Here is a 16,118-nt window from a genome sequence, read left to right as displayed (position 1 = left end):
CGCCGCGGCGACACGGCTCTGCTCCGAGGACCGGGGGGAGGGGCGGCTCGGCAGCGGACATGCCTCAGGGTGCTGACATGCGTCAGGGGGTGACCACCGCGGCGGTGGTCACCCCCTGACGCATGAGATCACGTGGGGCGGGTCGGGCCGGTCGAGGGGCTAATGGCCGCCCTGCTCGTCCCGGCGCTTCTGCCAGCGTTGTTCGATGCGGTCCATCATGGAGCGCCGCGAACGGCCCTGACGGCGGGCCTGCGGCCCTCCGGCGGCACCGGCGGCCTGCTGCTCGCCCGGCTTGGGCGCCTTGCGCCAGCCGGTCACCGCGAGCACGGCACAGCCCAGCATCACGAGGAAGCCCACGACACTGAGCCAGACCTGCTTGGCGACCATACCGGCCATGAGGAGCGCAATTCCTACGAGGAAGCCCGCGACCGCCTGGTAGACCCGCCGCCGGGTGTACGTACGCAGCCCGCTTCCCTCGAGCGCCGACGCGAACTTGGGATCTTCGGCGTACAGCGCTCGCTCCATCTGCTCGAGCATGCGCTGCTCGTGCTCCGAGAGCGGCACGGAGTCCTCCTCATCGTGCAGTCGCCGGGGGCGACCCGGGGGGTCCCTTCAGGATAGGCAGGGAATCGCCCCCGTGAAACCCGCCCCTCTGCGCCAATTGCCAACCGGCACCCGCCATGGACGTCCGGCTCGCTGAGGCTTCCATTCCCCGGCGGCCGACCCGTCATGCCGGAACGGTCTCCCTCGATCATACGGCGCCAAGCCCCCATTCGGGGGGCCTGTGGCGTACTCCATGCGCAGCCGCGCCGCTGATCAGCGGCGGTGCCTCAGGAGGATGTCCCGTTCCCGGCGGTACCGGGAGCCTCACCTGCATCGCCTGTTTCAACGGCCCCGGTGGTCTCATCGGTCCCGGGGATCTCGGCCAGGACGTGGAGCTGCGTGGCGACGGAACGGAAGGCGGGGAGCCCGGCCGCGGCCTCCTCCAGCTTCAGCAGCGCCTCCAGGGCCCCCGGCTCGGTGTCCACCAGGACGCCGGGCACGAGGTCGGCGAAGACCCGCACGCCGTGCACGGACCCGACCCGCAGGCCCGCACCCTCGACCAGGCCGGTGAGCTGCTCGGCGGTGAAACGGCGCGGCACGGGGTCACCCGAGCCCCATCGTCCGTTCGGGTCGCCGAGGGCCTGCCGGGCCTCCTTGAAGTGCCCCGCGAGGGCCCGGGCGAGCACGGCACCGCCCAGACCGGCGGCCAGGAGGCTGAGCACGCCGCCGGGGCGCAGGGCGGCCACGGCGTTGCGGATGCCCTCGGCCGGGTCGTCGACGTACTCCAGGACGCCGTGGCACAGCACGACGTCGTAGCCACCGCGCTCGGCGACGTCGAGAAGGCCGTGGGCGTCGCCCTGCACGCCCTTGACCCGGTCGGCGACGTCCGCCTCGGCGGCGCGGCGCTCCAGGGCGAACAGCGCGTTGGGGCTGGGGTCGACGACCGTGACCCGGTGACCGAGGCGTGCGGCGGGCACCGCGAAGTTGCCGCTGCCGCCTCCGGTGTCGAGGACGTCGAGCGACTCCCGACCCGTGGCCTTGACCCGGCGGTCGAGGGCGTCCTGGAGGACCTCCCAGACCACGGCGGTACGGAGTGAGGCGCGGGGGCGCATCGGGTCCGGCACGGCAGTTGACTCCTCGGCGCGGCACCGCCTCTTGCACGGCGGCGCGAACGGGGTGCCTCCCCCGGTGCCGTACGAGCGGGCGGGGAAGACCTCAGGCGTCCCCCACCCTATTGCCTCGGACGTCACGACCGGCATGCCCGGCTCCGGGAGGAGCGCGGCGCGAGGTCACCGGCCGGTGGCCCGGGGTCCGTCAGCCCGCGTCCGGCATGTCCCGCTCCGCGTGCGGCCCGTCCGGCCGGTCCTGGTCCGGGCGGGGCTGCGGGAGCACCGGCTGGAGGACCAGCATGCGCTCCACGAGGCGGAGGAACATCGACACGTCCCGTATGAGGTCGTCGGCGTCCCGCTCGCCGGCCGCACCCGGGATGCCCGCCTCGGCCCGGGCGCGGCGCCGGGCGCCGGAGGCGAAGAGGGCGCTCCACTCCGCCAGTTCGGGTGCGATCTCCGGGAGCACCTCCCAGGCACTTCGGATCTTGGCCCGGGCCCGGGGTGACGTCTCGGGCCGGCCCCGGGCGGCGAGCACGGCGGCGGCGGTGCGCAGCGCGGCCAGGTGGGCCGTCGCGTAGCGCTCGTTGGGGGTTTCCAGGACGGTGGCCTCGTCGAGACCCGTGCGCGCCTGGGCGAGCAGGTCGAGGGCGGCCGGCGGGGCCGAGGCCCTGCGCAGCACGGGGTGGACGTCGCTCGCCGGGCCGGTCAGTGAGGGGGCAGGGCCGGAGGCGCGGCGCCGGCGGGCGGCTGCTGCGTGGTAGCTGGCCATGACGAACCTCCTGTCGTCTGTGTGACGGCACGTCAGTGCCGTATGCCCCCATCGTGCGGTATGGCACTGACAATCCGATCCGACCTGCGGTTTTGCCTCGCTCGCCGGTTCGGAGTAGTTTTTGCACTGACCAGTCAGTTCAAATTATGGGGAGTCTCGTGGGGGAACGGACGGGAGGGGTGCGGATCGTCGCCGACGGCCTGGGGGTCAAGGGGCCACGGGGCTGGGCGGTCCGCGGGATGTCCGTCGACGCCGCGCCGGGATCGCTCGTCACGGTCGAGGGCCCGTCCGGGTCCGGCCGCACGTGCCTGCTGCTGGCGCTGACGGGGCGGATGAAGGCCGCGGAGGGCACGGCGGAGGTGGGTGGGGCGCGACTGCCCCAGCAGGTGTCGGCGGTGCGCCGCTTCAGCGCGCTGGCACACGTGCCGGGGGTCACCGACCTCGACCCCGCCCTGACGGTCGGCGAGCACCTGCGCGAACGGGCGCTGCTCCAGCAGTGGTTCGGCGGCTCGCTGCGCGGGCTGCTGCGCCCTCGCCGTGACCGGGCGGCGGAGTCGCAGCGCCGTGTCGACGAGGCACTGGAGGCCTCGGGTCTCGATCTGGAGGCGCTGCCCAAGGGGCCGCGCACGGCGGTGCGCGACCTGGAGCGGCTGGAGGCGCTGAGGCTGTCGGTCGCCCTGGCGCTGATCGCCCGGCCGCGTCTGCTGGGCGTCGACGACGCGGACCTGAAGCTGGCCGAGGCCGAACGGGCCGAGCTGTGGACCCTGTTGAGGTCTGTAGCCGACGCGGGGACCACGGTGGTGGCGGTGTGCAGCGAGGCACCGGAGGGAACCGTGCGGCTCTCCACGCGTACGGGCGACGGCGGCGAGGGCGGCGGCGGGGACGACGAGGCCGTGCGGGCCGCCGGTGACGGACCGGACGCCGGCACCACCGCTGCCGAGGCCGCCGGCACCACCGCTGCCGGAGCCACCGGCACCACCGAACCCGAGCCCACCGCGACCACCGGATCCGCGGACGGCACGCCCACCGCGGACGGCACGGAGACCGCGGGCGGCTCCCGCACCGCCGAGGACGGCCCGGGTGGCCGGGAAGAGGGGAAGGGCGATGCGCTCGCCGAAACTCGCCGCGCTTGAGCTGCGCCGCTTCGGCCGGGGGAAGCTGCCGCGGGCCGCACTGGTCGCGCTGCTCGTCCTGCCGCTGCTGTACGGGGCGTTGTACCTGTGGTCGTTCTGGGACCCGTACGGCCGGCTGGACCGGATCCCCGTGGCGCTGGTGAACGACGACAGGGGCGCGACCGCCGACGGCAAGAGGATCACAGCGGGCGACGACATCACCGAGCGGCTGCACGACAGCAAGACCTTCGACTGGCGCGAGGTGAGCGCCGAAGAGGCCCGCCGGGGCGTCGAGGACGGCACCTACTACCTGTCGCTCACGATGCCCGCCGACTTCAGCGCGCGCATCGCCTCCAGCTCCGGCGAGTCGCCCGAGACCGGTGCCCTCCGGGTGCGCACCAACGACGCCAACAACTACATCGTCGGGCAGATCTCCCGGACGGTCTTCAGCGAGGTCCGGCAGGCCGCGTCCACGAAGACCTCGCGGAAGTTCCTGGACAGGATCTTCGTGTCGTTCTCCGACATCCACGGCGAGACCGTGAAGGCGGCGGAGGGCGCCGACCGGCTCAAGGGCGGTATCGGCAAGGCCGAGAAGGGCTCCAAGGACCTCGCCGACGGGCTGCGGGACGCCAAGGACGGCAGCGGTGAGCTGTCCGCCGCCCTGACGAAGCTCACCAAGGGGGCCGGTGCCGTGGAGGACGGCACCCGGGGCGTCGCGGACGGCACGCAGAAGCTCGCCGACCGGATCAACGGCCCGGCGGGCAGGGTGAGCCCGTTCCTCAAGGACAACGAGAAGATCATCGGTGACACGGCTCGGCTGGTCGCCGATTCCTCGGGCGTGGTGCGCAAGCACCTGAGCACCCTGGTGAAGAGCGCACCCACCGCCGCCAAGGGCGCCCGCGCCGCCTCCGCGACACTGAGCGACGTGTACGCCCGGCGCTGCGACGACCCCGCGCTGCCCGACGCGGCCTGCGCCGACCTGGAGAAGGCCAAGGACGCCGCCGCCGACGTCACCCTCGTCGCGGACGACCTCGACACGCTGATCGCGGACCAGGACGGCGACCTCGACAAGCTGGACAAGAACCTCGCCACCCTGCAGAAGCAGTCCCGGGCGCTCGCCGACCGCGCACCGCACCTGGCCGAGGACCTCGACGACGCCGTCAAGAAGATCAACAAGCTGAACGAGGGCGCGGCGAAGGTCGCCGCGGGGGCGAAGAAGCTGCACACGGGACTCGGCAAGGCCAAGACCGGTGCCGCCGACCTGGACGAGGGCGTCGGGGAGCTGAAGACGGGCGCGGACGACCTCAACGGCGGCATCTACAAGCTCGTCGGCGGCTCCGGCAAGCTCGCCGGGGGCCTGCACGACGGGGCGGAGAAGATCCCCGACTACGACAAGCAGGACCGCGACCGGCGCACCGAGGTCATGGCCGACCCCGTGCGGCTGGCCTCGCACGACCTGCACAAGGCGCCGAACTACGGCACCGGCTTCGCCCCGTACTTCATCCCGCTGTCGCTGTGGGTGGGCGCGATGGTGGCGTACATGCTGATCACGCCGATGAACCGGCGCGCCCTCGCGGCGGGCGCCCCGGCCTGGCGGATCGCGCTGGCGGGCTGGCTCCCGGTGGTGGCGATCGGGGTGCTGCAGACCGTCGCGCTGATGTCCGTGCTGCACTGGGCCGTCGGCCTGCAAATGGTCCGGGCGGCCGGGACGGTGGCCTTCCTGTTCCTGGTGACGGCGTGCTTCGCGGCGATCGTGCAGTGGCTGAACGCGCGCTTCGGGGCGGCGGGGCGGATCCTCGTCCTGGCGCTGCTGATGCTGCAGCTCACCTCGGCGGGCGGCACCTACCCGGTGCAGACCAGCCCCGGCTTCTTCAACGCGCTGCACCCGTACCTGCCGATGAGCTACGTCGTGGAGGCGCTGCGCCGGCTCATCACGGGCGGGGGTCTCGGGCCGGTGTGGCAGGCGTGCGCGGTGCTGACCGCGTTCACCGCCGGCGCCCTCGCGCTGACCGCCGTGGCGGCCCGCAGGCGCCAGGTGTGGACGCTGGACCGGCTGCACCCGGAGCTGACCCTGTGAGTGCCTCCGCCACTTCTCCCGGAGAGGTTCCTGTGACAATCAGGGCCATGGAAAGCAGCAGTGCCGCGTCGGGCGGCAGCACGCGCCGCGAGGCCACCCGGCAGAAGCTCTACGAAGCGGCCGTCACGCTCATCGCCGAGCAGGGGTTCTCCGCCACGACCGTGGACGAGATCGCCGAGCGTGCCGGAGTCGCGAAGGGCACGGTGTACTACAACTTCGCGAGCAAGTCCGTCCTCTTCGAGGAACTGCTGCGGCACGGCGTCGGCCTGCTCACCGCCTCCCTGCGGGACGCGGCCGAGCAGACCGCCGGCCGGGGCGGCAGCAAGGTCGACGCCCTGGACGCGATGATCCGCGCGGGACTGGTCTTCATCGACCGCTACCCGGCCTTCACGCAGCTGTACGTGGCGGAGCTGTGGCGCACCAACCGGGCCTGGCAGTCGACGCTGATGGTGGTCCGGCAGCAGGCCGTCGCGGTGGTGGAGAACGTGCTCCGCGAGGGCGTCGGCAACGGCGAGTTCAGCGAGGAGATCGACGTGCCGCTGACGGCGGCGGCGCTGGTCGGCATGGTCCTGGTGGCGGCCCTCGACTGGAAGTCGTTCCAGCCGGAGCGCTCCCTGGACGACGTGCACGCGGCGCTGTCCCGCCTGCTCCAGGGCCGCGTGAGCGGCTGCCGCTGACCGCCACCCCCACCCCGGACATCGGCCCCACCGGAGGACGCCGGCGTCACGCGAAGGCGCCGGTACGGGTCGGCCGCGTCCCCCGCGGGCCGTCCCGTACCGGCGCCTTCTGTGCTCCCCCGTGCGTCCCCCCGCGGGATCCCCCTCGCGGTCGTCCCCCGGTGCTCCCGGACGGCCCGGTCCTCCCGGGTCCTCCGGTCGTGCTCCCCCGTGCCTCGCTCCCGCCGGCTCCGCCGGCGGAAGGAGCGGATCGCGGGCCGGCTCCGTTCCGGCGCCCCGTGCCGCCGGTGCCGGAGCCGTGCCCCTCTCCGTGCCTCCACTCTCGCGTCCCGGCAGGTGGCGGCCCATCCGCGCGGCTACTCAACTCCCGGCATAGGTAGGGGTACTCACGGCTGCGCAGCGGCCCCCACCAAGCGCGGGGGCCGCCTGGTGGCGATCACGTCCGCGCCCGTACTCGGAGGCGGCCCGCGAAACCCGCGCGGACCAGGGCGGATAAAGTCCCTGCCATGGCACGGATTGCGGTGATCGGCGCCGGGATGGGCGCGATGGCGGCCGCCGCCCGGCTGGCCGTCGCGGGCCACCGGGTGGCGGTGTACGAGCGGACGGACACCTACGGCGGGGCGCTGCGCCGCTTCGCACGCGACGGGTTCTCCTTCGACACGGGCCCCGGCCTGCTGCCGCTGCCCGCCGTCTACCGCGACCTGTTCGTCAAGACCGGCAAGGAGCCGCTGGAGGCGTGCGCCGAACTGGTCCAGGTGGACCCGTCGTCACGCCACGTGTTCGCGGACGGTACGGCGGTGTCCCTGCCGAACGCCTCGCGCGCCGGTGTGGTCGCCGCCCTGGACGAGGGGCTCGGCGCGGGCGCCGGGCAGCGGTGGGGCGACTTCCTGGTCCGGGCGCGCGAGGCGTGGGACCGGACCCGGCGGCCGCTCCTGGAGGAGCCGCTGTGGCCGAACTGGCAGGTGCTGGCCGAGCGCGAGCCCTACCCGGCGGTGCCGCACAAGCGCCTGCTGCGCACCCGCAGGGCGGGCACCCTCGCCGAGGTCGGCGCCTGGGAACTGCGCGACCCGCGGCTGGCCGCACTGCTGGAGGGCCACGCCCTCACCCAGGGCCTGGACCCGCGCACCACGCCCGCGAGCGCGGCGGTCCTGCCGTACATGGAGCACGCGTTCGGCGTCTGGTACGTGCGCGGCGGGATGCGGGAGCTGGCACGGGCCGTGTACGAGCGGTGCCTGGCCCGCCGGGTCGCGTTCCACTTCGGTGTCGAGGTGAGCGGGGTCCTGGAGAAGGACGGCCGGGTCGCGGGGATCGAACTGGCCGACGGGACGGCCGTGGACGCCGACCACGTGGTGGCCGGGGTCTCCCCCGGCACGCTGGACCGGCTGGCGGGCCGGACCCCGCGCGACGACGGCGGGGTGGCCCCGCAGCCGGCGGCGGCGGCGCGGCTGACCGTCCTGCTCGCCCTGCGCGGCGCCCGCCCCGAGGGCACGGCCCACCGCACGGTGGTGCACGCCCCGGACCGCGCGGCCGAGCTGGACGCCCTCTTCGGCGCGGCGGAACCCGCCGGTCAGCCGACGGTGACGGTGCTGCGGCCGGGCGACGAACGGTCGGCCCCCGAGGGCCACGAGGCGGTCACCGTCACCGCGGTCGTCCCCGCGCAAACCGACCGGTCCTGGGAGGACCTGGCCGAACGGATGGTGGCCGCGGCCGGACGTGCCGTGCCCGGGCTGCGTGAGCGCGTGCTCTGGCGGGAACTGCGCACCCCGGCCGACATCGCGGACGCGACGGGCGCGGAGGGCGGCGCGGTGCCGGTCCCGGCGCTGGCGGCGGCCGGCGGGCGGCTGCTGCACCCGTCCAACACCACCGCCGTGCGGGGCCTGTTCGCCGTCGGCGGCTGGGCGCACCCCGGCGGCGGGCTGCCGCACGCGGGCATGTCGGGGGCGCTGGTGGCCGGACTGATCGTGGAGGGGCCCAGGTTCCGCGGCTCGCAGTGACCCGCGGCCGCGGCCTCAGAAACGGTACTGCTCGTCGAAGCCGTTGCCCTGCGGCTGCTGCCCGCCGCCCTGGTACGGGTAGTGCTGCTCGGGCGGCAGCTCCTGGCCGTACTCGTCGGTGCTGCGCTGCTGCGGCACCCACACCCCGCCGGGCGGTGTCTCCCCGCCGTAGGTGCCGGGGTAGGCGTCCTGCCCGTAGCCCTGCTGGCCGTAGTACTGCTGGTCGGCGTAGCCGGTGTCGTAGCCGGTCCCGGCGTAGTGCGACGAGCCGATGTACGGGTCCGAGTAGGCCGCGTACTGCTGCTGGCCGGTGCTGTCGTAGCCCTGCTGCTGGCCGTAGCCCGAGTAGTCGTAGGCGTAGGACTGGTCGGCGCCCTGGGCCGCGTACTGGTCGTGGGACTGGCCCGGGTGGCCGGTGTCGCCGTAGACGCCGTAGGTGCCGGTGTCGTCGGGCAGGGGCTGCGGCTCGTAGACGTCGGTGCTCGCGTCGTCGGCCGCGCGGCCCTGGCGCATCGGCGTGAAGACGTCGTCGTGGTCGTCGTCCTGGCCGTAGCCGTCGATGTCCCGGCCGCGGCCGGCGCCTTCGTCGCCGTAGCCGCCCTCGGCCTCCAGGCCGGAGACCTCCAGGGTCGGCTCCTGGCGCCCGCGCTCACCGCGGCGGCGCTTGCTGCCGCCGAGCACCGGCGCGCTGACCGCCCAGCCGGCCGCGAAGCCGCTGCGGAACGACAGGGTGACGTAGGTCTGCCCGACCGCGAAGGCGGCCGCGCCCAGCCCGATCACCACGACCGACGGGATCAGGACACCGACGACGACACCGAGGAACCCGACGAAGGCCAGCAGACGCCAGCGCAGCCGCGCCTTGTACTGCAGGAGCACCTCGCCCAGCAGCCACAGCGCGACGATGCCGAACGCGATGTAGAGGACCGCCCAGCCCATGTACGCCCCTCTCCCAGTGGCCGTTACGCAGTGTGTCGTATGCCGGTGCGAACGGTCTAGGCCTGCGGTGGGTGGTGCAGGCCCAGGTTCTCGTAGATTTCCAGGGTCGCCGTGGAGTTGTTGAGCGTGATGAAGTGCAGCCCGGGCACGCCTTCGGCGAGCAGCCGCGCACAGAACTCCGTGGCGAACTCGATCCCAATGGAGCGTACAGCGGCCGGATCGTCTTGTGCTGTGAGGATCCGCTCTTTCAGGACGGCGGGGAACGCGGCGTTGGTCAGCGAGCCGATGCGCTCCAGCGTCCGCACGCTGGCGATCGGCATGACCTCGGGGATGATCGGCGTCTCACAGCCGGCGGCCGCGACGCGGTCCCGTAGCCGGAGGTAGTCCTCCGGCTGGAAGAACATCTGCGTGATGGCGTAGTCGGCGCCCGCGCGGCACTTGTCGACGAAGTGGCGGACGTCGGTCTCCCAGTCCGCGGAGCGCGGGTGCATCGCCGGGAAGGCGGCCACGCCGACGCAGAAGTCGCCGGACGCCTTGATCAGTTCGACGAGTTCGGCGGCGTACGCCAGGCCCCGGGGGTGGGGCACCCAGTCGCCCATCGGGTCGCCGGGCGGGTCGCCGCGCAGGGCGAGCATGTTGCGGATCCCGGCGTCCGCGTACTGGCCGATGATGTTGCGCAGGTCGGCCACCGAGTGGTCGACCGCGGTGAGGTGGGCGATCGGCGTGAGGGTGGTGTCGGAGGCGATCGCCTCGGTCGCCTTGACCGTCCCGGCGCGGGTGGAACCGCCCGCGCCGTAGGTCACGGAGACGAAGTCGGGCGCCACCGCCTCGACCCGGCGCAGCGCGTTCCACAGGTTCCGCTCGCCCTTCGGGGTCTTGGGCGCGTAGAACTCGAACGAGTACGTCGTCTTCCCGGTCGCGAGCATGTCGCGCACGGTGCGAGCGTGGTCCGATCTGACGGATGCGGTGCCGAGGGCCATACCGGCAGGTTAGCCAGGGGTGGTCGGTCCCCCAACCGGGCGCGGGGTTTTGCACCTCTTGTCCCCTTGTTGTCCATCCTCCTGTCCACCCCTTGGACAGGAGGAAGGCGGGATCAGCGCTCCCGCAGGCGCGTGGCGAACTCGGCCGCCGCCGCACCCGGGTCGCCCGCCTCGGTGATCGCCCGCACGACGACGACCCGCCGGGCGCCCGCGTCCAGGACCTGGTCGAGGTTGCCGAGGTCGATGCCGCCGATGGCGAACCAGGGGCGGTCGGTGCCGAGACCGGCCGTGTACCGGACGAGGTCCAGGCCGGGGGCGTGCCGGCCGGGCTTGGTGGGGGTCGGCCAGCAGGGGCCGGTGCAGAAGTAGTCCACGCCCTCCTGGCCGGCGGCCGCGGCGGCCTCCGGCTCGGCGTGGGTGGAGCGGCCGATCAGGACGTCGTCGCCCAGGATCGCGCGGGCCGCGGGGACCGGGAGGTCGCCCTGGCCCAGGTGCAGGACGTCGGCGCCGGCGGCGTGGGCGACGTCCGCCCGGTCGTTGACCGCGAGCAGCTTGCCGTGCCGGGCGCAGGCCTCGGCGAACACCTCCAGGTGCTCCAGTTCCTCGGCCGCCTCCATGCCCTTGTCGCGCAGCTGCACGATGTCGACGCCGCCGGCCAGTACGGCGTCCAGGAACGCGGGAAGGTCGCCCTGGCGCTTGCGGGCGTCGGTGCAGAGGTAGAGCCGGGCGTCGGCGAGCCGGGCCCGGGCGGTGGCGGCTGCGGAGGGTGCGGTGCCGGTCATACGAGTCCCCCTCGGTGTCGGTGGCGCGGGCCCCGCCCGCGCGCCCGTGCGGAGCATGCGGGGGCCGGGGGGCCCGGGTGGTCGGCGCGGGCGGCCTCGCCCGTACGCCGCGGGTGGGCGGGCGCGGCGCCCGGCCGGTCGGCGCGCGGGCGGTGCCGCGTGCGCGCCCGGTGCGTGCGGGCGGGAGGCCCGGGTGGGCCGGTGCGGTCCCGTCATCGGGGCGCCCTCGCCGCCGGGCGGTTCCCGGCCGTGCGGGCGCGTCCCGTCCGGGCCCGACCCGGGCACCTTACGCGCAGCCGGCCGGGCCGTCGGCAACCGGGCGGCCGTAGAGGGGTCCGCCCGCCCCGGCCGTGCATGCGCGCAGCCGGCGGGGTGCGCCCTCCCGGGCCCTGGCAGGACACGGCCGGATTCCGGGGGCCTTTGGGGCATGGCCCGCACCCGGGCGCCCGGAGAGGGCACGGCGGGTCCGCGCCGGCACCTGAGAAGGTCCGGCCGGAATCCAGCTGCCCGTAAGGAGACCCGGCCGGGATCCGCCGGCCGTCAAACGGCGCGGCCCGGTCCCGGGCCGTGACCCCGGGGGTCACGGCCCCGCACCGGGCTGCTGTTCAGGTCCGGTCCCGCTCACGCGACACCGGACGGTTCTCCCGTGGAGTCCGGGTCAGACCGCGAGCGCCTGGGCGCGGCGCTTCACCTCCGTGCCGCGATTCTCGCTGAGCGCCTGCGCCGGGGTGCCGGGCAGGCTGGGGTCGGGGGTGAAGAGCCACTCCAGCATCTCTTCGTCCGTGAAGCCGTCGTCCCGCAGGAGCGTCAGGGTGCCGGTGAGGCCCTTGACGACCTTGTCCCCGTCGATGAAGGCGGCGGGGACGTGCAGCGCGCGGTTCTCACCGCGGCGTACGGCGATGAGCTGGCCCTCCTTGACCAGCTGCCGCACACGCGTCACCTCGACGCCGAGCTGCTCGGCGATGTCGGGGAGGGTGAGCCAGGCGGGGACGAGAGCATCGATCTTTGCGTCAATCTCGGTCACGGGAACAAGCCTGCCATCCGCCACCGACAGTCGGAAGCCGACCCGGTCCACCCGGGCGGAACGGCCCGCTCCGCTCCGGCCGCGTCCTCAGGCCGTGGCGGCCTTCATCGGCCTGGCCGGGTCCGCCAGCAGCACCGGGTTCATCGGCGTGCCCGACTCGATCAGGCGGCGGCCCTGCGCCAGGTCCCGGGGGCGGCCGACCGCCAGCAGGGCGACCAGCCGCTCGCCCCGCAGCCAGCACACCGTCCAGGCCGGCCCGGACGGGTCGCCCCGCCACAGCAGCGCGTCGGCGGCCGCGTGGTGCCCGGCGTACTGCACGAACCGGCCGAACTGCTCGGACCAGAAGTACGGCACCGGGTCGTACACCGCGGGCGGTGCGCCCGAGGCGCGGCCGACGATGTTCGCGGCGACCGTGCGCGGCCCCTGCAGGGCGTTGTCCCAGTGGTGCACCAGCAGGCGCTCGCCGTAGCGGCCCGAGGGGAAGGAGGCGCAGTCGCCGACCGCGTACACGTCCGGTACGCCGGTGCGCAGGTGCGCGTCGGCGACGACCTCGCCGTGGGCGCCGAGGGCCACACCGGATCCGGACAGCCAGGCCGTGGCGGGTCGGGCGCCGATGCCCACCACCACCGCCTCCGCGGGCAGCCGCGAGCCGTCGTCCAGGACGACCGCGCCGGGCTCGACCCGCTGCACGCGCGCGTGGGTGCGCAGGGAGGCGCCCGCGTCGGCGTACCAGCGGGCCATCGGCGCGGCGACCTCGGGGGGCAGGGCGTCGGCGAGGGGACGGCCGGCGGCCTCCACGACGGTCACCGAGCAGCCGGCCTCGCGCGCGGCCGTGGCGAACTCCGCGCCGATCCAGCCCGCGCCGACGACCACGATCTCGTGCCGGGCGGCCAGCACCGGCCGCAGCCGCTCGGCGTCGTCCAGGGTGCGCAGCAGGTGCACACCGGGCACGTCCTGCGTGCCGGGCAGCCGGACCGGTTCGGCGCCGGTCGCGACGACCAGGACGTCGTAGGGCACCGGTCCCACCTCGGTGTCCAGTTCGTGGTCGCCGGGGCGCAGGCCCAGCACCTCGCAGCCGAGGCGCAGTCCGATGCCCAGGGCCTCGAAGTCCACGTCGAAGGCGGAGCCCTCGGCCTTGCCGAGCAGGACGGCCTTGGACAACGGCGGGCGGTCGTAGGGCTGGTGGGGTTCCGCGCCGATCAGGGTCACGGTGCCGGTGAAGCCCTGCTCGCGCAGGGCGACCGCGGTCTGCACCCCGGCCATGCCCGCGCCCGCCACGACCACGCGCCGCGGCGCGGACGGGCCTGGTTCCTGCGTCTGCTCGCTCACCTGATCACCATAGACACCTGACGCTTCGTCAGTCAGTGCTCGTGCGCCGTGACCTGCTCCACAACGCTCGTGCCGCTGCCCGGCCGGGACTCCCACTCCCAGGTCTCCTCCAGCCGCACCCGCCCGTCGGGCAGCTCCACGACCGTCGAGACGCAGTGCCCCGAGGCGGTGGTGCCGTCCCGCCGGAGCTGGACGTAGCGGAAGTCGAGCCTGTCACCCTCCCGGATACCCACGAGATGCCCGCGTACGACGTCCCCGCCCGCGTAGTCGGCCCAGACCTGGCCCTCCCGCTCGTGGTAGGTGAACCGGGTGGACGTCCCGACCTGGCCGGGTGCCTGGTCGGCGACCGGGGCGAGGACGAGACCGTCGAGGGATCGGGCCATGCGCGGAGGCTCCCTTACTGCGGGGTGCGGGATCGGGCTAGGGTGGCCAACGTAGAGCACTCGCGGGAGCCCGGACGCACCGGGCTGAGAGGGAGGCTGGCGGCCTCCGACCGTACGAACCTGATCCGGGTCATGCCGGCGAAGGGAGGGGCTGGACGCCCATGTCGCGCACGTCCACCACACCGGACGTCCTCGTCGTCGGGGGCGGGATCATCGGCCTGGTCACGGCCTGGCGGGCCGCGCAGCGCGGGTTCACCACGGCCCTGGTGGATCCCGAACCCGGCGGCGGGGCCGCCCAGGTCGCCGCCGGGATGCTGGCCGCCGTCACGGAACTGCACTACGGCGAGCAGACCCTGCTGGGGCTGAACCTCGCCTCCGCCCGCCGCTATCCGGACTTCGCGGCCGAGCTGACCGAACTGACCGGGCACGACCTCGGCTACCGCCGCTGCGGCACCCTGGCCGTCGCCCTCGACGCCGACGACCGGGCGCACCTGCGTGAACTGCACGCCCTCCAGCAGCGGTCGGGGCTGGACTCGCAGTGGCTGTCGGGTCGCGAGTGCCGCCGGCTGGAGCCGATGCTCGCGCCGGGGGTGCGCGGCGGGCTGCGGGTCGACGGCGACCACCAGATCGACCCCCGGCGCCTGGCCGGGGCGCTGGTCGCCGCGTGCGAGCGGGCCGGGGTGGCCCTGCACCGCGCCTGGGCCGAGCGGCTCACCGTCGTACGGGAGCGGGCCGCGGGTGTGGTCACCGACGACGGGACCGCGCTGGGCGCGGGGCGGGTGGTGCTGGCCGGGGGCAGCCTCAGCGGCCGGCTCGCGGGCGTCCCGGACGAGGTGCTGCCGCCCGTACGGCCCGTGAAGGGCCAGGTCGTGCGGCTGACCATGCCGGCGCGGCACGGGCCGTTCCTGAGCCGCACCGTGCGCGCGGTCGTGCGCGGCAGCCACGTCTACCTCGTGCCGCGCGAGAGCGGCGAGCTGGTGATCGGGGCGACCAGCGAGGAGCTGGGCTGGGACACCACCGTCACCGCGGGCGGCGTCTACGAGCTGCTGCGCGACGCCCACGAGCTGGTGCCGGGCATCACCGAACTGCCGCTGACCGAGACCCGGGCCGGGCTGCGCCCCGCCTCCCCGGACAACGCCCCGCTGCTCGGCCCGACGGCTCTCAACGGACTGCTGCTGGCCACCGGCCACCACCGCAACGGCGTGCTGCTCACACCGGTGACCGGGGACGTCCTGGCGCACGCCCTGACCACGGGCGAACTGCCCGCCGAGGCCCGCCCCTTCACCCCCGAGCGCTTCCGCACCGCCCCCGCACTCACGGAGCAGCCCGCATGAACATCTCCGTCAACGGCGAGCCCCGCCGCGTCCGGCCCGGCACGGCCCTCGACGCCGTCGTGAGGTCCCTCACCACCTCGCCCTCGGGGGTGGCCGCCGCCCTCAACGAAACCGTCGTCCCGCGCACGCAGTGGACCGCCACGCCGCTGTCCGAGGGGGACCGCGTGGAAGTCCTCACCGCCGTCCAGGGAGGCTGACCATGGCCGACGATCCGTTCGTCCTCGGGGGCACGTCCTTCACCTCCCGCCTGATCATGGGGACCGGCGGGGCGCCCAGCCTCGACGTGCTGGAGCGCTCCCTGATCGCCTCCGGCACGGAGCTGACGACGGTGGCGATGCGCCGGGTGGACGCCTCCGTGCACGGCTCGGTGCTGTCCGTCCTGGACCGGCTCGGCATCAGGGTGCTGCCCAACACGGCGGGCTGCTTCACCGCCGGCGAGGCCGTCCTCACCGCCCGCCTCGCGCGCGAGGCCCTCGGCACGGACCTGGTCAAACTGGAGGTCATCGCCGACGAGCGCACCCTGCTGCCGGACCCGATCGAGCTGCTGGACGCGGCCGAGACACTGGTCGACGACGGTTTCACGGTGCTGCCGTACACCAACGACGACCCGGTGCTCGCGCGGAAGCTGGAGGACGTGGGCTGCGCGGCGGTCATGCCGCTCGGCTCGCCGATCGGGTCGGGACTGGGCATCCGCAACCCGCACAACTTCGAGCTGATCGTGGAGCACGCGCGCGTGCCGGTGATCCTCGACGCGGGCGCCGGGACGGCGTCGGACGCGGCGCTGGCGATGGAGCTGGGGTGCGCGGGCGTGATGCTGGCCTCGGCGGTGACGCGGGCGCAGGAGCCGGTGCTGATGGCCGACGCGATGCGGCACGCCGTGGAGGCGGGCCGGCTGGCCCACCGGGCGGGCCGGATCCCGCGGCGGCACTTCGCCCGGGCCTCGTCGCCGGCCGGCGGCATGGCCGCCCTGGACCCCGAACGCCCCGCGTTCGGGTAGGGGCGCGCGCGGCCCCGGGGCACGTCACAGGTCCGCTGCAGTACCGCTGCGAAAACGGCCGAGGAGACGGGC

Annotated in this window: 16 protein-coding genes and 1 riboswitch; of the genes, 7 read left to right on the top strand and 9 right to left on the bottom strand. The window is 74.6% G+C overall.

Annotation, left to right across the window (positions count from 1 at the left end; genetic code table 11):
* Positions 1-159: 159 nt before the first annotated feature.
* The 3 genes from ACFYWG_RS15325 to ACFYWG_RS15315 form a co-directional block, all read right to left on the bottom strand.
* Positions 160-564: a DUF3040 domain-containing protein gene (locus tag ACFYWG_RS15325; protein ID WP_376323727.1), complete on the bottom strand. Its 405-nt coding sequence runs from the start codon at positions 562-564 to the stop codon at positions 160-162.
* A gap of 266 nt (positions 565-830) precedes the next feature.
* On the bottom strand, positions 831-1,667 hold the full coding sequence (locus ACFYWG_RS15320; protein ID WP_383507788.1) for a methyltransferase: 837 nt from the start codon (positions 1,665-1,667) through the stop codon (positions 831-833).
* 190 nt (positions 1,668-1,857) lie between these two features.
* A complete protein-coding gene (locus ACFYWG_RS15315) occupies positions 1,858-2,421 on the bottom strand; it encodes an SAV_6107 family HEPN domain-containing protein (RefSeq protein WP_389201628.1) in 564 nt (187 codons plus the stop codon).
* A 146-nt stretch (positions 2,422-2,567) separates the two neighbouring features.
* Here ACFYWG_RS15315 and ACFYWG_RS15310 point away from each other — a divergent pair, with 146 nt between their 5' ends.
* The 4 genes from ACFYWG_RS15310 (at position 2,568) to ACFYWG_RS15295 (ending at position 8,281) form a co-directional block, all read left to right on the top strand.
* Positions 2,568-3,554, top strand: coding sequence for an ATP-binding cassette domain-containing protein (locus ACFYWG_RS15310; protein WP_389201626.1), 987 nt, complete (start codon positions 2,568-2,570; stop codon positions 3,552-3,554).
* Positions 3,526-5,610 (top strand): YhgE/Pip family protein, encoded by a 2,085-nt coding sequence (locus tag ACFYWG_RS15305; RefSeq protein ID WP_383507795.1) that lies wholly within the window; start codon positions 3,526-3,528, stop codon positions 5,608-5,610. The genes ACFYWG_RS15310 and ACFYWG_RS15305 overlap by 29 nt, the downstream gene beginning before the upstream one ends.
* Before the next feature lie 47 nt (positions 5,611-5,657).
* Positions 5,658-6,287, top strand: a complete 630-nt coding sequence (locus tag ACFYWG_RS15300) for a TetR/AcrR family transcriptional regulator (RefSeq protein WP_369196203.1) — start codon at positions 5,658-5,660, stop codon at positions 6,285-6,287.
* A 506-nt stretch (positions 6,288-6,793) separates the two neighbouring features.
* Positions 6,794-8,281 carry a phytoene desaturase family protein gene (locus ACFYWG_RS15295; protein ID WP_389201623.1) on the top strand — a complete coding sequence of 496 codons (1,488 nt, stop codon included), beginning with the start codon at positions 6,794-6,796 and terminating at the stop codon, positions 8,279-8,281.
* A gap of 15 nt (positions 8,282-8,296) precedes the next feature.
* Here the strand turns inward: ACFYWG_RS15295 and ACFYWG_RS15290 are convergent, their stop codons facing one another.
* The 6 genes from ACFYWG_RS15290 to ACFYWG_RS15265 all read right to left on the bottom strand — a co-directional run bounded on the left by ACFYWG_RS15290 (position 8,297) and on the right by ACFYWG_RS15265 (position 13,715).
* Positions 8,297-9,217: a hypothetical protein gene (locus ACFYWG_RS15290; protein ID WP_389201621.1), complete on the bottom strand. Its 921-nt coding sequence runs from the start codon at positions 9,215-9,217 to the stop codon at positions 8,297-8,299.
* 56 nt (positions 9,218-9,273) lie between these two features.
* Positions 9,274-10,197: a methylenetetrahydrofolate reductase [NAD(P)H] gene (gene metF, locus ACFYWG_RS15285; RefSeq protein WP_383503522.1), complete on the bottom strand. Its 924-nt coding sequence runs from the start codon at positions 10,195-10,197 to the stop codon at positions 9,274-9,276.
* Positions 10,198-10,310: 113 nt separating this feature from the next.
* On the bottom strand, positions 10,311-10,979 hold the full coding sequence (thiE, locus tag ACFYWG_RS15280) for a thiamine phosphate synthase (RefSeq protein WP_383503521.1): 669 nt from the start codon (positions 10,977-10,979) through the stop codon (positions 10,311-10,313).
* A 658-nt stretch (positions 10,980-11,637) separates the two neighbouring features.
* On the bottom strand, positions 11,638-12,003 hold the full coding sequence (locus ACFYWG_RS15275) for an Rv2175c family DNA-binding protein (protein ID WP_328772257.1): 366 nt from the start codon (positions 12,001-12,003) through the stop codon (positions 11,638-11,640).
* A gap of 87 nt (positions 12,004-12,090) precedes the next feature.
* The gene (locus tag ACFYWG_RS15270; protein ID WP_383503520.1) at positions 12,091-13,332 is read right to left on the bottom strand and encodes an NAD(P)/FAD-dependent oxidoreductase; all 1,242 of its coding nucleotides are present in this window, start codon (positions 13,330-13,332) and stop codon (positions 12,091-12,093) included.
* Between the two features lie 32 nt (positions 13,333-13,364).
* Positions 13,365-13,715 (bottom strand): hypothetical protein, encoded by a 351-nt coding sequence (locus tag ACFYWG_RS15265; protein WP_389201618.1) that lies wholly within the window; start codon positions 13,713-13,715, stop codon positions 13,365-13,367.
* 52 nt (positions 13,716-13,767) lie between these two features.
* A riboswitch (TPP riboswitch) is annotated at positions 13,768-13,879 on the top strand.
* Here ACFYWG_RS15265 and thiO point away from each other — a divergent pair.
* From thiO to ACFYWG_RS15250, 3 genes are all read left to right on the top strand, one after another.
* A complete protein-coding gene (gene thiO / locus ACFYWG_RS15260; protein WP_389201616.1) occupies positions 13,877-15,049 on the top strand; it encodes a glycine oxidase ThiO in 1,173 nt (390 codons plus the stop codon). (Overlaps the previous riboswitch by 3 nt.)
* On the top strand, positions 15,046-15,246 hold the full coding sequence (gene thiS / locus ACFYWG_RS15255; RefSeq protein ID WP_389201614.1) for a sulfur carrier protein ThiS: 201 nt from the start codon (positions 15,046-15,048) through the stop codon (positions 15,244-15,246). Before thiO ends, thiS begins: the two co-directional genes overlap by 4 nt.
* Positions 15,247-15,248: 2 nt before the next feature.
* Positions 15,249-16,046 carry a thiazole synthase gene (locus tag ACFYWG_RS15250; RefSeq protein ID WP_376323701.1) on the top strand — a complete coding sequence of 266 codons (798 nt, stop codon included), beginning with the start codon at positions 15,249-15,251 and terminating at the stop codon, positions 16,044-16,046.
* The last annotated feature ends 72 nt before the right edge of the window (positions 16,047-16,118 follow it).

This window comes from Streptomyces sp. NPDC003456 (assembly GCF_042878735.1).
In the GTDB taxonomy this organism is placed as follows: Bacteria; Actinomycetota; Actinomycetes; order Streptomycetales; family Streptomycetaceae; genus Streptomyces.
This window is presented reverse-complemented; position numbering and strand designations above follow the sequence as displayed.

Excerpts from the sequence above, each read along its gene's own strand:
- ACFYWG_RS15300 (WP_369196203.1), top strand. The coding sequence starts at position 5,658 with ATGGAAAGCAGCAGTGCCGCGTCGGGCGGCAGCACGCGCCGCGAGGCC.
- ACFYWG_RS15315 (WP_389201628.1), bottom strand. The coding sequence starts at position 2,421 with ATGGCCAGCTACCACGCAGCAGCCGCCCGCCGGCGCCGCGCCTCCGGC.
- ACFYWG_RS15265 (WP_389201618.1), bottom strand. The coding sequence starts at position 13,715 with ATGGCCCGATCCCTCGACGGTCTCGTCCTCGCCCCGGTCGCCGACCAG.
- thiS (WP_389201614.1), top strand. The coding sequence starts at position 15,046 with ATGAACATCTCCGTCAACGGCGAGCCCCGCCGCGTCCGGCCCGGCACG.
- metF (WP_383503522.1), bottom strand. The coding sequence starts at position 10,197 with ATGGCCCTCGGCACCGCATCCGTCAGATCGGACCACGCTCGCACCGTG.
- ACFYWG_RS15305 (WP_383507795.1), top strand. The coding sequence starts at position 3,526 with ATGCGCTCGCCGAAACTCGCCGCGCTTGAGCTGCGCCGCTTCGGCCGG.
- ACFYWG_RS15295 (WP_389201623.1), top strand. The coding sequence starts at position 6,794 with ATGGCACGGATTGCGGTGATCGGCGCCGGGATGGGCGCGATGGCGGCC.
- ACFYWG_RS15250 (WP_376323701.1), top strand. The coding sequence starts at position 15,249 with ATGGCCGACGATCCGTTCGTCCTCGGGGGCACGTCCTTCACCTCCCGC.
- ACFYWG_RS15310 (WP_389201626.1), top strand. The coding sequence starts at position 2,568 with ATGGGGAGTCTCGTGGGGGAACGGACGGGAGGGGTGCGGATCGTCGCC.
- thiO (WP_389201616.1), top strand. The coding sequence starts at position 13,877 with ATGTCGCGCACGTCCACCACACCGGACGTCCTCGTCGTCGGGGGCGGG.
- thiE (WP_383503521.1), bottom strand. The coding sequence starts at position 10,979 with ATGACCGGCACCGCACCCTCCGCAGCCGCCACCGCCCGGGCCCGGCTC.
- ACFYWG_RS15290 (WP_389201621.1), bottom strand. The coding sequence starts at position 9,217 with ATGGGCTGGGCGGTCCTCTACATCGCGTTCGGCATCGTCGCGCTGTGG.